The organism is Novosphingobium taihuense (genome assembly GCF_007830315.1).
GTDB lineage: Bacteria > Pseudomonadota > Alphaproteobacteria > Sphingomonadales > Sphingomonadaceae > Novosphingobium > Novosphingobium taihuense.
In genome coordinates this window covers 186,783-199,940 of sequence record NZ_VLKJ01000006.1, presented here as the reverse complement: position 1 = coordinate 199,940, position 13,158 = coordinate 186,783, and the positions used below count along the sequence as shown (strand labels likewise).

The window sequence follows — 13,158 nt, the reverse complement described above, 5'->3', positions numbered from 1 at the left end:
GATCAGATCGCCCGATCAGATCGCATCGTCGTTGCGCTCTCCGGTACGGATGCGCAGCGCGCTTTCGACGGGGATCACGAAGATCTTGCCATCGCCGATGCGGCCGGTCTGGGCGGCGGAAGCGATCGCTTCGACGACCCGGTCAACCAGAGCATCGCCGACCACGACCTCGAGCTTCACCTTGGGCAGGAAATCCACGACATATTCGGCGCCGCGATAGAGTTCGGTATGCCCCTTCTGGCGGCCGAAACCCTTGGCTTCGGTCACCGTGATGCCCGACACGCCGATCTCGTGCAGCGCTTCCTTTACTTCATCGAGCTTGAAGGGCTTGATGATCGCTTCGACCTTTTTCACGTCGTTCAGACCCCTGCAACGCTGGCCGGGCCGCCGCAGTGGCGTTCCGGCAATGAGTTCCCGTGCGTGACGACGGCATTACAAGAATCGTGCCACGCGCTGAGGCAAAGCACTAGGCGATCACGCTGCAACGCGAAAGCCGTAAAATCAGGGGTTCGGCAAGATTTGAATCGAATGCACGAAGCCAACATGCGCAAGATTGCGCAGGCTTGTTCAATTCATGCATAATTTTTGCGCAACGCCTGCCTGTTTTTTGGGCAGGAGAGGGCAGGTCAAGCCGCGTAAGGAGGCTTGTCGAGGCCTTTCGGGCTGGCGGTAAAGATCTCGCAGCCGTCCTCGGTGATGCCGATGGAGTGCTCGAACTGCGCCGAGAGCGAGCGGTCACGCGTTACCGCCGTCCAGCCATCCTCGAGGATTTTCACGCCGGGCTTGCCGAGGTTGATCATCGGCTCGATCGTGAAGAACATGCCGGGCTTGAGTTCTGGCCCCGTTCCCGCACGGGCGGCGTGGACCACTTCGGGCGCATCGTGGAACAGGCGACCGAGGCCATGGCCGCAAAATTCGCGCACGACGCCGTAGCGCTGTTTTTCGGCATGGGCCTGGATTGCAGCGCCGATATCGCCCAGGCGCGCGCCGGGCCTGGCGTGCTCGATCCCCATCATCAGGCATTCATAGGTCACGTCGACGAGGCGTTTGGCCTTCAGCGGCACGTCACCGACGAGGTACATGCGGCTGGTATCGCCATGCCAGCCATCGAGCAGCGGGGTGACGTCGATATTGACGATGTCGCCGTCCTTCAGCGTCTTTTCCGAAGGGATGCCATGGCAGACGACGTGATTGATCGAGATGCAGCAGGAATGGGTGTAGCCGCGATAACCGAGCGTTGCCGGGACCGCGCCGCCATCGAGCGTCATCTGCCGAACGACGTCGTCGAGATAATCGGTCCGGACTCCGGGCACCACCAGCGGGGCCAGGGCATCGAGAATCTCGGCGGCAAGGCGTCCGGCCTTGCGCATCCCTTCGAAGCCTGCGGGGCCATGGAGCTTGATGGTGCCGTCACGCAATTGGACGTCGTGGTCTTCAACGGTCAGATATTCGGTCATGCTGGCCATGTAGCGACATTGCCTGCAAATTGCGACCCTCTGGCCACGGCGGATTTCATCGTGCGACGAAAGCGGCGCGGTATTCGGGCCTGACGGCGGCGAGCACCTTGGGCGTTACCGGCACTGTCACCTCGTAATCGCCCTCGGCATAGGGGCCTGCGGCATAGGGGGAGATGAGGATGCCGATGCGGTCAAAGGCCTTGCCATTCGACGAGCCGAGGATGACCGTTTGTTCTGCCGGGTCGATGCATTCGCTGAATTCGGCGATGTCGCCCATGTTCTGCCCTTCGCGCTTCCTTGCCCGCTGGCGATCGAGTTCCTTGCAGAACGGTGCGCGGATGGACTCGGTCAGCGCGGCTTTGGAAGTGAACAGATCAATCGGCGCGCGGCGTTTGCCTGCGATCCTGTCCCACAGGATGGTATCGTAGACGTAGTTGGGATGCGCGCCGCCGCTGTAGAAGCCGACCAACGTCGACATGCTCAGCCACGCCGGGAGGTCGGTGACGACCTTCCATTCGACGCTGTGGCTGTAGGGGTTGAACGGATAACCGCCTTCCTGGGCCAGCTTCTGACCTTCCGTGGCTTCTGCCTTCAGTTCCCGTCGGGCTTTCTCGAGTTCACCGTCCAACAGCGCCTTCAGAGCCGGAATGCTACCGGCGGTGGCAGGGTAGGAGTAGTCGAACTCGTAAAGGTCGTTCTTTTCGTGGACTTCGCGTGCCGTGACCGGGATTTGTGCTGGCGGGGCGGTAGGCGCGGGTGGTTGCGCTGAAGCTTCCATGCTGGGCGCTGGAGCGGGCGCTTTCTCGGCCGAGCAACCTGCGAGCAGCGCAAGCGAGGTGAAAAGCAGAATACGCATCAGGCAATTTCCTCTCGCAACGTGCCGCGCCATGCGGCATGTCCTTGTGCAACATGACTGACAGAAACGCGCTGATCCAGCCCGATCGCGGCCAGCAGGCCATTGCACTCCATCTGGTCGACAAGGCGACGCTGCCCGACTTTCTCAAGAGCCTCAACGGCGGCCAACGCGCCGCGCTTGTGGCGCAGAAGTTCGAGGGCGGGGGGTACGAGCACGCGATCGTGCCTGACGGCGATGGCTGGTTTGCCGTGGCGGGCGTGGCGAATGTGAACGACCTGTCCTCGTGGTGCATGGCCAAGCTGGCCGACGTCCTGCCAGGCGGCACTTATCGACGCGTCGGTGGCGAACCGGGCAAGGCGCTGCATGGCTGGGTAACCGGACAATACCGCTTTGATCGCTACCGCAAGGATGCCAAGGACGCCGAACCGCGCATCCTGCTGACCAAGGATGTCGCGCTGATCGAGCCTGCGCTGGCCGAGGCGACGGCTGTGCTGATGGTACGCGATCTGGTAAACACGCCGGCAGAGGACATGGGCCCGCTGCAGCTTGAGGCCGAGGCGCGGGCGCTGGCCAAGCGGCATCATGCCGAAGTTCACGTCGTTTCCGGCGATGCGCTGGAGCACGACTATCCGATGGTCCATGCTGTGGGCCGCGCTGCTGCGCGCAGCCATGCGCCGCGCCTGATCGAGATCGAGTGGGGCGATCCCAAGCATCCGCGCGTGGCCATTGTCGGCAAGGGAGTGTGCTTTGATTCGGGAGGTCTCGACATCAAGCCGTCCTCGGGAATGGCCTTGATGAAGAAGGACATGGGCGGGGCGGCGCACGCGCTGGCGCTGGCAGGTCTGATCATGGCGATGGGCTTGAAAATCCGGTTGCACGTGCTTGTTCCTGCAGTCGAAAACGCGATTTCAGGCAACGCGTTCCGGCCGGGGGACATCCTGCGGTCTCGCGCCGGGCTTTCGGTGGAGATCACCAACACCGATGCGGAGGGCAGGCTGGTGCTGGGCGACGCGCTGACCCGCGCCACCGAGTTGAAGTCCGAACTCGTGATCGATTTTGCCACCCTGACCGGAGCGGCACGCGTTGCGCTCGGACCGGATCTGCCCGCCATGTTCGCGCGCAAGGCGGAAACCGCGCAGGGACTGCTGACCGCAGGTATCGAGCGGGACGACCCGTGCTGGCAACTTCCGTTGCACGATGGGTACCGCGAATACCTCAAGTCGGATGTGGCCGACCTGCAGAATTCACCCGCGAACGGCTTTGCAGGGGCGAGCGTTGCGGCGCTGTTTCTTGATCGTTTCGTCGGCGAAGGCATTGATTGGGCGCACTTCGATACCTTCGCCTGGCGCCCCGTGGGCAAGCCCGGGCGTCCGAAGGGCGGTGATGCATTGGGACTTCGCGCGGCCTGGGGGTTGCTCAAGAGCCGCTATTCGTGATGCACCACAGCTTGCCTGACAGCGCCGACGCCGCTAATCGCCCGGCTTTCCTGCTGCGGGGACACCCTGAATTGACCGTCGAAGCCATGCCACTTTCCACCGAACTGCCTAGCGGACAGCTCCAGCTGTCGCGTCCGGCTGACCGATCGGACAAGCCGCACCTGCCGGTGCGTGGTGACCTTGCGCATATCGGCCTCGCGGGGAAATACTTCGTGCCACACTATGCCGTGCCGATGCCGCACGCGGTCAAGAGTGGTGCGGTGCTGCGCGGTGCTGGCAAGGCTGATGCGGCGGAACTACGCGCCTTGGCCGCCGGTGAAATGTTCGACGTTCTTGACATGGCGGGTGGCTGGGCCTGGGGCCAGGCGCAATCGGACCAGCTTGTCGGTTATGTCGAAGTCGGCAAGCTGGAAGCGGTAGCGTGACTACTTCAGTATTCATCGACGGTGCAGCAGGCACTACGGGCCTCGAGATTGCCGAGCGGCTTGCCGGGCGCAGTGAGTTTGCGCTGATCGCGCTCGACGATGCGCGGCGCAAGGACGATGCTGCCCGCGCCGAGGCCATCAACGACGCCGATGTGGTGATCCTGTGTCTGCCTGATGACGCCGCACGCGATGCCGTGGCGATGATCCGCAACGATCGCACCCGTGTGATTGACGCTTCGACCGCGTATCGTGTTGCCGATGGCTGGACTTATGGTTTCCCCGAGATCGTCGGACGCGAGACGGTGGCCGAGGCCAAGCGCGTTTCGAATCCTGGCTGCTATCCCACCGGCTTCATCGGCCTGCTCGCGCCTTTGGTGCACAACGGACTGCTTCCGGCTGCATGGCCCTACAGTTGCAATGCTGTCTCGGGCTACTCGGGCGGCGGCAAGGCGCTGATCGGGCGGTTCGAGGCTGACACCGACATCGCCTGGCGTGGATATGGCCTGACGTTCGGTCACAAGCATGTGCCCGAGATGCAGCGCTACACCGGCGTTGCCATCCCGCCGCTGTTCAGCCCTGCAGTGGTCAATGCCCATCGCGGCATGGTTGTCGAAATCCCTCTGCCGCTGGGCGTGATGCCCGGCAACGTGCCTGCAGAACTGCTGCGCGCTGCACTGACGCAGTTCTATGCCGGATCGCCGATCGTCACCGTGGCGCAGGAGCTTCCTGCTGATGGCGAGATGCTGATGCGCGCTTCGATGGAGCCGTGGGACGGCCTTGCGCTGCATGTGATGGGCAGCGCCGATGGCGAACAGGCGCGGCTGGTGGCCGTGCTCGATAACCTCGGCAAGGGGGCAAGCGGGGCTGCGGTGCAGACGCTGAACCTGATGGCCGGGTTGGACGAGACGGCGGGGCTGCGGCTCTAACTCCCGATACCATAAATGCTGCGTCCCCGCGTAGGCGGGGACCCCAGTGGGTTTGCGCTGATGCTCTAGCAACACCGAGGCTCCCGCCTTCGCGGGGGTGCTTGCATTTTCGCGTGTGTTTCAACCTCATGCGTCAAAAAAAGAGGGGCGACATCGCGAGATGCCGCCCCTTCAGTTTCTGGAAACGTGACGTAGAAACTACGTTACGTGGACTTAAAAGTCGGCCTGGAAGCCAACCTTGAAGTAACGGCCAAGGATGCCCTGTCCGCCTTGGATCGGGTTGTAGAGGTGCGCGCCGTAGGTCACGACATCGACCGGCGGCATCTTGTCGAACAGGTTCAGCGCGGTAAGCGACAGCGTGAAGCGGTCGTTGACCTTGAAGCGCGTCTGCAGGTCGAACGTGATGTAACGCGGAACGTCGCAACCGGTCGGGCTGTAGCCGGGGTTCTGGCCGCAGTCCTTGTAGAGGTCGCCCTGGTCCATCGCCGAGAGGTTGTAGCCACCGAAGTAGTTTACAGTGGTGTTGATCTCGAGATTGTCGTCGAACTGCAGGCCGTTCAGCCAGTAGCCGTGCCACTTCGGAGTCCCCGAACCTGCCGTCAGGTTGAAGTTGCCGAGCGTCCCGTCATAGCGCTCCACGCCACCGCCACTGTTGGTCAAGTCCGATTCCAGCTTGATGATGTAGCTGGCTTCGAGATGGCTGGTGAAGCGGATGTTGTCCGTCAGGTTGATCCGGCCGTCGATCTGGAAGTCGAGGCCCGACACGGTCTGCGTGTTCGCGTTGATCAGCTGCGACTGGATGAAGGCGAGGCGTGGCGTCGCATTCGGGAAGTCGGGGCTGGGAGCGTCCGCGATCACGGTGTAGCCCGCCGGGATTGGCTGGCCGGTGTAGTAAGCTTCAAGCGCTGGTGCGTTCGAAGGCTGCGTGATCACGCCGGTCTTCTTGATGTTGTAGTAGTCGACCGACAGCGTGAAGTTGCGGACCGGCTCGAACACGAAGCCAGCGGTGAAGCTGCGCGAACGTTCCGGCTTCAGGTTCGGCGAGGCCAGCGTCGTCTGGCCATAGGAAGCTGAGCGGATGTAGGTCGGGCAGGTGCTGTAGCCGTTCGGGTTGCTGTCGGAAGTCGTGCCGGTGTTGCAGCCGTACTGCGCCAGATAGGCATTGTTGAAGATGCCGGCGCTGTTGGTCACGAAGCCCGTCGTCGGCAGGGCGTTGGCCTCGCCGAACGAAGGAATGCGGAAACCCTTCGACCAGGTGCCGCGGATCAGAAGTTCGTCGATCGGCTTGAACTTGATGCCAGCCTTGGGGCTGAAAGCGTTCTGGCCGCTCGAGTATTTGTCATAGCGACCCGCGAGGTTGATTTCGACCTTGTCGACGATCGGCGCGTTGATTTCGGCAAAGCCCGAATAGACCCAGCGGCTGCCCTTGGTGCCGAAGGCGTTCAGCGTGAAATAGCGCTGCGTCGGACCGAAATAGTCGGGGTTGCCCGAAGGCGCATCGACCGCTTCGTACCGGGCGCCGGCGCCGACTGCGACTTGCAGCTTGCCACCCGGCAGATCGAACAGATCCGCACCGAGCGTGCCCTGGAACTGTACCTGGTCAGAGGTGGCGTTCAGGATCTGCGTCGGGCGAATGAAGTCGTTCTGGGCCTGCGTGTTCTGGGTCGGATCGACGAAGTTGTAGGTGCCGCGCGCGATCGCCGTCAGCAGATTGGCGATGTAGACATAGCCCTTCTGCGTGCGCCGCAGATCGTCGTGCATCGCGGTCGCGCCGAAATCGAAGTTGATGCTGTCGGTCAGGTCGCCCTTGATGCCGATTGCACCACGATAGGCCCGGTTGCGGGTTTCATTGAAGGTCGCCTGATCAAACAAGCGGCCTTGGATACGGGCAAGCTGTCCGGCACCGGCGAACGGGTTGTTCGGGTTGAGCGTGCCGTTGGTGGCATTACAGCCCGTGTTGAGGCCGCTCGCATCACCCACGCCATTGGCGCAGACATAGACCGGCAGGGTCAGCGCGAACGAACCCGGCGCGCGGCTGGCAGCGTTGTTCGAGGTCGAGAAGCCCGGGAAGAGAATGCCGGCATTGGCATTGCGAGAGATCGCTTCGGGCAAGCCGCTGTAGGCAGACTTGCTCTGGATGAAGTTGAACTCTGCGTACCCTTCAATGCTGTCAGTCAGTGCCGCCGTGACGCGGGCTGAAACGCCCCAGCGTTCGATTTCTGGCTGGATCACGCCGTACTTGCGGGTGAGGTCAACGGTGCAGGTCTGCAACGGCTGCGCTGCGTTCGCCGCCCCCGCAAGCTGCGCGGGCGTCAGGGAATACGCACTGTCGCACCCGACGTTGTTGAGCAGCTGGAAGCGGCCCAGCGCCGTGGTGTTGGTCGGATCGTAGGGACGGACAATCAGCGGGCCGCCCGCACCGGTAAAGCTGGTTGCCGTGGGCGAATTGATGCGGTCGTCGCTGCCGCAATTGCCATCGGGCGAGCACACGCCGCGCAGGTCATCCGTGTTGAAGGGATAGCCGCGGTCGCGGTTCATGAGCTTGTTGCTCTTGTAGTAGAACCCCGAGACGTAGGCGTTGTAGCCGTTCTCTTCGATGTCGCCCACGCCAGCGGTCAGCGACAGGCGGTATTGCGAGGCATCGCCGCGATCGGAAATGCCGGCTTCGCCACGGGCGCGCACGCCCTTGAATTCACGCTTGGTAATGATGTTGACCACGCCGGCGATGGCGTCCGCACCGTAGGCGGCTGAAGCACCGTCACGCAGGATCTGGACGCGATCGACGATGTCGTCTGGGATTGTGTTAAGGTCGACGAAGTTGCGCGAGCCGTCGTCAGCCAGCGGATAGTAGGCCGCGCGCATGCCGTCGAACAGCACCAGCGTCGAGTTGGTCGAAAGGCCGCGCAGCGAGATGGCCGATGCACCGGCTGCGAAGGCACCATTGGCGGTGAACGAGTTGGTCAGCGCCGGGCCGTTGTTAGCCGCCAGCGACTGCAGGCCTTCCTGCACGGTCGAGATGCCGCGCTGGTCGAGGTTTTCCTGTGTGACCGTGGTGACCGGCGAAACGGTCTCGGTGTCGGTGCGGCGCAGGATCGAGCCGGTGACGACGATTGCCTGTGTATCACCACAGCTCGGATCATCTGGCGTGATGCTGCAGTCGATGCTTTGCGGCGCTGCCGTAGTTGTTGCATCCTGGGCGAATGCTGCGGTGGAGACGAGCGCGAAGCCCATCGCCAGAGGGGTCGCGCCCGAGCGGAGCGCGGCGAGATAGTTGATGTTCACGTAGGCGACCTCTTGTCCTGAACGTCTGCCGCCATGGAGCACGGCGGCAGCCCCGCGCGCCCAGTCCGAACGCTGCCGCAATTGCGGTCAGCCGGTGCATGGGTGCGAGAGATGCGCCTGTGTGACGACGCGAACTTGCGCTTTCAAACCGCAAATCCAGATTTTCACATTAAGCGAAAGTTAGTGTTGCGTTCATGTGACAAGGATTGAAAATGCAAAGCTTCATCGCGCTTGGCAACACTTTGTCGCAAATTGAAAGTAGTGTTTCCATAACTTTGGTTAGAGGCAAAGATAATTACGCAGGAAACTATCTTCAGAGTCCGGATGTTGCTGGAACCCAAGGGCTCGGCCGGTGAACAAACTGCGCCTGAAAGCAGTCGCACGCGCGAGCTGCATATCCGTTCCCGGAAATATCGATGAAGCGAAAACGGTTGATCGCAAAATTCCGCGGCGGCTTTCGCCAGACGGGTGGGGCGGGCTGCGCGTGCCAAGAAAAAGGGCCCGCGCTCCGGGTGGAGGCGGGCCCTTTTTCGGCGCAAAGGCTGGAAGGATCAGTCTTCCGGCGCGATCGTCACGCGAAGGCCCTCAAGCGCGCTGGTGAGCTGCACCTGGCACGAAAGACGTGAGGTTTCGTTGCGATGGTCCGAGCTGTCGAGCAGGTCGTTCTCGTCCTCGCTCATCGGAGCGACCTTGTCTGCGAATGCCGGGTCAATATAGACGTGGCACGTGGCGCACGAGCAGCAGCCGCCGCACAGCGCGAGCAGTTCGTCGAATCCGTTGTCGCGGATCGCTTCCATCACCGAAAGGCCGGCATCGGCCTCTACGGTCTTTTCTTCACCCGCACGATTGACAACCACGATCTTCGGCATCGTTCGTTCTCCAAATGCGGCGACGGGCCCAAACGCATACCTGCGCCCCCTGTTCGCCTTTGGGTGGGGCTGCTATCGCGCCATTCCGGCTTTGGCAACTGCCGATCCGGCCAGATCACGGATGCGGAGAATTAAGGTGGGACTTTCAGCCGAGGCCATCCGCGAAGGCCTGGACCACATCGCGGCGCGCAATCCGCTGCTGGCGAGCGCGATCGAGCGAGTGGGCTATCCCGAACCACGCATTCGCTCGACCGGCTATCGCACCCTGCTGCGCACTATCGTTGGCCAGCAAGTGAGCGTTTCGGCGGCCGCTTCGGTATGGAACAAGCTGGAGGCACTGCTGGGCGAGGATTTGCCGCCGCACGACCTGCTTGCCGCCGATTTCGATTCGCTGCGCGCCTGCGGCCTGTCGCGTCAGAAGCAGGGCTATGCGCGGTCGTTGTGCGAGCTGGTTGTGTCGGGCGAACTCGATCTTGGGGCGCTGCCAGCAGACGATGAGGAGGCGATTGCCGAGCTGGTCAGGATCAAGGGCATCGGGCGGTGGTCGGCGGAAATATATCTGCTCTTTGCCGAAGGTCGGCCGGACATCTGGCCTGCTGGCGATCTGGCCGTGCAGGTCGGGCTGGGCAAGCTGCTGGGCCTTGCAGAGAGGCCAAGCGAGAAGGAGACGCGTGCGCTGGCCGAGGACTGGCGGCCTCATCGCGGGGCGGCGGCGATCTTCACGTGGCATTGCTATAACAATGCGGCGCTGTAATCTGCTGCTGACAATAATGTGAGCAGGAGGGGCCGCGTGGCGCGCAAGACGATCTTCATTACTGGCGGCGCATCGGGCATCGGGCGCGCGGTGGCGCAGCGCTTTGCGCAAGGCGGCTGGTTCGTCGGGATAGCGGACATCAACGAGCACGGCATGGCCGAGACCGCGACAATGCTGCCGCCGGGGCAAAGCTCGCTGCACAAGCTGGACGTGCGCGACCGGGCGGCGTGGGATCAGGCTCTGGCCGATTGCGCGAAGGCTGCGGGCGGCGGGATCGATGTGGTGTTCAACAATGCCGGGATTCCGATTGGCGGGGCGATTGTCGATCTGACGTCTGAGGAGATCGAGCGCACGCTCGACATCAATCTCAAGGGCGTGATCTTCGGGGCGCAGGCGGCGCATACATGGTTGAAGGCAAGCGGGCCGGGATCGTGTCTGCTCAACACGGCGAGCGCGGCAGGCATCTATGGCTCGCCCGGAGCCTCGGTCTATTCGGCGACCAAGTTCGGGGTGCGTGCGGTTACCGAAGCGTTGGATGGCGAATGGGCGGATGACAGGATCAAGGTGCGCGACCTGATGCCGGGGTTCATAGAGACGCCGCTGCTCGACCACGCCCCCAACCGCGCCAGCAATGAGGATATCCGGACGCGCGTGCGCGGCGCGGGGCTGGAAATCACGCCGGTGAGCGAGGTGGCCGAGGCCGCCTGGGCGGCGGTGCATGGGGACAAGGTGCACACGCTGGTCGGCAAGACGGCGCGGCGGCTGGCGTTTGCCTCCCGCTGGATGCCGGGGGCTTTGCGCAAGCAGATGCGGTCTGGGGAGCGGCCTTTGGGGAAGTAGAGTGCCTTGCTTGTGCCGCCCAAGAAAAGCGGGGCCCCGGATCAGGTCGGGGGCGACGGTGGGTTTTGGGATGTGATGTGAAGTACTTGGATGACGGGAATGGGGTGGAAAGGTGCCAGTGAAGTTATTGATCCGTGATGGACTTTCTTGAGGCAAAGACGAGAGAGATGGCCACAAGCGGAAGTCCGTAGCAAAAAAGGAACAAGCAAACCCACACGATGAAATCGGTTTGAGTGCCTTGCGTGACCGGCGGCCAGAGCGGAGTACTACCTCCCCAGAGGTAACCTAAGAATATAAACGGAGCCACAAAAAGCAGCCAGAACAGTCCGAGTAACAATCTAAGTTTACGCGCCATGCAGAAATGGTGTCATAGCTTCGCCACGTTCGCAACGACGTTGCGTATGGAACGGTTGATTTCAGTCAGAGACTTCGAAAAATTGCCGTTTAGTCAAGGAATTCGGGGCTTCAAAGAAACCCCATCACACGCGCAATTGCCGCGCCTCTTAAGTTCCGTCTTCCCAGCTTATTCCCTCGATCGATTTTTTGCGGTCCCACGCCTCCTGAGCCGTTAGCTTTTCAACGCCGCAATGGGCGAGGCTGCAGGCTCGGGGATAAGAGCCGTCAATCAGGGAGATACCCCAAATTTCGTCGTCTTTCTCGCTCACGCCGATGCACAGGCACGGGTGTTGAGCGCAATCCTCATAGATGTCGCCCGGCACAAATTGAGACATCAGAGATAAGTCTCAATCGCTCGCGCCATTGCCGCATCCCTTGCCGACAGCCCATCAGCGTCATGCGTCGTCAGCGTCACCTCCACGCGGTTGTAGACGTTGAACCATTCGGGGTGGTGGTCGGCTTTTTCGGCGTAGAGGGCGACGCGGTTCATGAAGGCCCAGCTTTCCGAGAAATCGGCGAAGCGGAAGGTGCGGGTGATGGCGAGGCCGTCGTTGCGCAATTGCCATTCTGGGAGTTCGGCCAGCAGCGAGTCGCGTTCGGCGTCGGTCAGGCGGGTTACGGTCATGATTGGTCCTTCGGCATCCTTGGCAGTTGCCGCCGTTTCCCCTATCGGATGGCGCCATGCAAGAGTGCGGTCTCGTCGCCACGGATATTGCCTGCAGGCGCGGGGACCGGATTCTGTTCCGGGGGCTGTCGTTCGATCTGTCAGAGGGTGAGGTCGTGCATCTGGCCGGACCCAACGGCATTGGCAAATCGAGCCTGATCCGTATCCTGGCAGGCCTGCTGCGGCCTTTTGCCGGGACGGTGGAGCGAACGGGCGGTCTGGCGCTTTCTGATGAACGATTGGCGCTGGATGGACACGAGCCGCTTGAGCGCGCGCTGGCCTTCTGGCGGCGGATCGACCGTGCGCCGCAGGTGGAGGCCGACTTCGGGCTGGCTGACCTGCTCGACGTGCCAGTGCGCTATCTTTCCACCGGCCAGCGCAAGCGCGCGGCTCTTGCGCGGGTTGCGGCGAGCGGGGCGCCGTTGTGGCTGCTGGATGAACCGCTGAACGGGCTCGACACGCACTGGTCGTGCATCGCGCAGGCTGCGATCAAGGCGCATTGTAATGCGGGCGGGGCGGTGATCATCGCTTCGCATCAGCCGCTCTCGCTGGATGCGGTGAAGGTTGTCGAACTGCTGGACTTCAAGCCGTGATCCGCAAGTTGTGGCCTATCTTCGTGCGCGATCTGGTGCTGCTCACACGAGGCGCTCAGGGCCGTGGCGGCGCAGTGTTGCCGCTGCTGTTCTTCCTTGCCGTGGCGATGCTGTTTCCCTTTGCGGTGGGGCCGGACGCGCGGTTGCTGGCGCGGACCGGGGCGGGGGTGATCTGGGTGGCGGCGCTGCTGGCAGCGATCCTGCCGCTGGACAGGTTGGTCGAGCCGGACGTGGAAGCGGGCATGTTCGACCAGTGGGCCTTGCGCGGGATTTCCGAAGAAGCGCTCATTCTGGTGCGGATAGTTGCCCACTGGCTGAGCTTTGGGGTTCCGCTGATGTTGGCCGCGCCGATTTCGGCGGGGCTGCTCTCGCTTGATGCGCAGCAGCTTTGGACGGTGGAGGTGGGGCTTCTGCTCGGCACGCCGGGGCTGGCGGCAATTGGCGTAACCATTGCAGCTTTGACTGCCGGGTTGCGTGCCGGGGCCGCGCTGGGCGGGTTGCTGGCGATACCGTTGGCAGTGCCGCTGCTGATCTTTGGCGCAGGGTCCTTGCAGCCGGGGGGCGAGGGCGGACTGATGCTGCTGGGGGCGTGCAGTCTGGTGGCCATCGCCGTTGCGCCGTTTGCAGGTGGCGGGGCAATCCGCGCCGGACGCGAATAGC

The 13,158-nt window shown here is 62.7% G+C and carries 13 protein-coding genes; 7 read left to right on the top strand and 6 right to left on the bottom strand.

Annotated features, from left to right (window positions below):
• Positions 1-15: 15 nt before the first annotated feature.
• From IQ25_RS13585 to IQ25_RS13575, 3 genes are all read right to left on the bottom strand, one after another.
• Positions 16-354, bottom strand: coding sequence for a P-II family nitrogen regulator (locus tag IQ25_RS13585; protein WP_144906707.1), 339 nt, complete (start codon positions 352-354; stop codon positions 16-18).
• Positions 355-626: 272 nt separating this feature from the next.
• The gene (gene map / locus IQ25_RS13580) at positions 627-1,466 is read right to left on the bottom strand and encodes a type I methionyl aminopeptidase (RefSeq protein WP_144906705.1); all 840 of its coding nucleotides are present in this window, start codon (positions 1,464-1,466) and stop codon (positions 627-629) included.
• Positions 1,467-1,512: 46 nt separating this feature from the next.
• Entirely contained in the window at positions 1,513-2,313 is an 801-nt protein-coding gene (locus tag IQ25_RS13575) for a DUF4163 domain-containing protein (protein ID WP_144906703.1), read from the bottom strand.
• Positions 2,314-2,366: 53 nt separating this feature from the next.
• Between IQ25_RS13575 and IQ25_RS13570 the strand changes: the two genes are divergently transcribed.
• Genes IQ25_RS13570 through argC form a run of 3 tightly spaced genes read left to right on the top strand, consistent with a single transcriptional unit; the run spans position 2,367 to position 5,100 of the window.
• Positions 2,367-3,749 carry a leucyl aminopeptidase family protein gene (locus IQ25_RS13570; protein ID WP_144906701.1) on the top strand — a complete coding sequence of 461 codons (1,383 nt, stop codon included), beginning with the start codon at positions 2,367-2,369 and terminating at the stop codon, positions 3,747-3,749.
• Positions 3,749-4,174, top strand: a complete 426-nt coding sequence (locus tag IQ25_RS13565) for an SH3 domain-containing protein (protein WP_258537039.1) — start codon at positions 3,749-3,751, stop codon at positions 4,172-4,174. Before IQ25_RS13570 ends, IQ25_RS13565 begins: the two co-directional genes overlap by 1 nt.
• Complete coding sequence (gene argC, locus IQ25_RS13560; protein WP_144906699.1) at positions 4,171-5,100, top strand: N-acetyl-gamma-glutamyl-phosphate reductase; 930 nt, start codon at positions 4,171-4,173, stop codon at positions 5,098-5,100. The genes IQ25_RS13565 and argC overlap by 4 nt, the downstream gene beginning before the upstream one ends.
• Positions 5,101-5,313: 213 nt before the next feature.
• On the opposite strand, the gene IQ25_RS13555 is transcribed toward argC, so the two are convergent.
• A complete protein-coding gene (locus IQ25_RS13555; protein ID WP_338112226.1) occupies positions 5,314-8,463 on the bottom strand; it encodes a TonB-dependent receptor domain-containing protein in 3,150 nt (1,049 codons plus the stop codon).
• Between the two features lie 470 nt (positions 8,464-8,933).
• Positions 8,934-9,251, bottom strand: a complete 318-nt coding sequence (locus IQ25_RS13550; RefSeq protein WP_144906697.1) for a 2Fe-2S iron-sulfur cluster-binding protein — start codon at positions 9,249-9,251, stop codon at positions 8,934-8,936.
• A gap of 136 nt (positions 9,252-9,387) precedes the next feature.
• Here IQ25_RS13550 and IQ25_RS13545 point away from each other — a divergent pair, with 136 nt between their 5' ends.
• Positions 9,388-10,005 (top strand): DNA-3-methyladenine glycosylase family protein, encoded by a 618-nt coding sequence (locus tag IQ25_RS13545; protein ID WP_144906695.1) that lies wholly within the window; start codon positions 9,388-9,390, stop codon positions 10,003-10,005.
• A 36-nt stretch (positions 10,006-10,041) separates the two neighbouring features.
• Positions 10,042-10,845: an SDR family oxidoreductase gene (locus IQ25_RS13540; protein ID WP_144906693.1), complete on the top strand. Its 804-nt coding sequence runs from the start codon at positions 10,042-10,044 to the stop codon at positions 10,843-10,845.
• Between the two features lie 730 nt (positions 10,846-11,575).
• On the opposite strand, the gene IQ25_RS13530 is transcribed toward IQ25_RS13540, so the two are convergent.
• Entirely contained in the window at positions 11,576-11,866 is a 291-nt protein-coding gene (locus IQ25_RS13530; protein ID WP_144906682.1) for a 4a-hydroxytetrahydrobiopterin dehydratase, read from the bottom strand.
• 56 nt (positions 11,867-11,922) lie between these two features.
• Between IQ25_RS13530 and ccmA the strand changes: the two genes are divergently transcribed.
• Together ccmA and ccmB are read left to right on the top strand one after the other, a co-directional pair.
• A complete protein-coding gene (ccmA, locus tag IQ25_RS13525; RefSeq protein WP_144906680.1) occupies positions 11,923-12,498 on the top strand; it encodes a heme ABC exporter ATP-binding protein CcmA in 576 nt (191 codons plus the stop codon).
• Positions 12,495-13,157, top strand: a complete 663-nt coding sequence (gene ccmB, locus IQ25_RS13520) for a heme exporter protein CcmB (protein WP_144906678.1) — start codon at positions 12,495-12,497, stop codon at positions 13,155-13,157. Before ccmA ends, ccmB begins: the two co-directional genes overlap by 4 nt.
• Position 13,158: the final 1 nt, after the last annotated feature.

Excerpts from the sequence above, each read along its gene's own strand:
- IQ25_RS13570 (WP_144906701.1), top strand. The coding sequence starts at position 2,367 with ATGACTGACAGAAACGCGCTGATCCAGCCCGATCGCGGCCAGCAGGCC.
- IQ25_RS13530 (WP_144906682.1), bottom strand. The coding sequence starts at position 11,866 with ATGACCGTAACCCGCCTGACCGACGCCGAACGCGACTCGCTGCTGGCC.
- IQ25_RS13550 (WP_144906697.1), bottom strand. The coding sequence starts at position 9,251 with ATGCCGAAGATCGTGGTTGTCAATCGTGCGGGTGAAGAAAAGACCGTA.
- IQ25_RS13575 (WP_144906703.1), bottom strand. The coding sequence starts at position 2,313 with ATGCGTATTCTGCTTTTCACCTCGCTTGCGCTGCTCGCAGGTTGCTCG.
- ccmA (WP_144906680.1), top strand. The coding sequence starts at position 11,923 with ATGCAAGAGTGCGGTCTCGTCGCCACGGATATTGCCTGCAGGCGCGGG.
- IQ25_RS13565 (WP_258537039.1), top strand. The coding sequence starts at position 3,749 with ATGCACCACAGCTTGCCTGACAGCGCCGACGCCGCTAATCGCCCGGCT.
- map (WP_144906705.1), bottom strand. The coding sequence starts at position 1,466 with ATGGCCAGCATGACCGAATATCTGACCGTTGAAGACCACGACGTCCAA.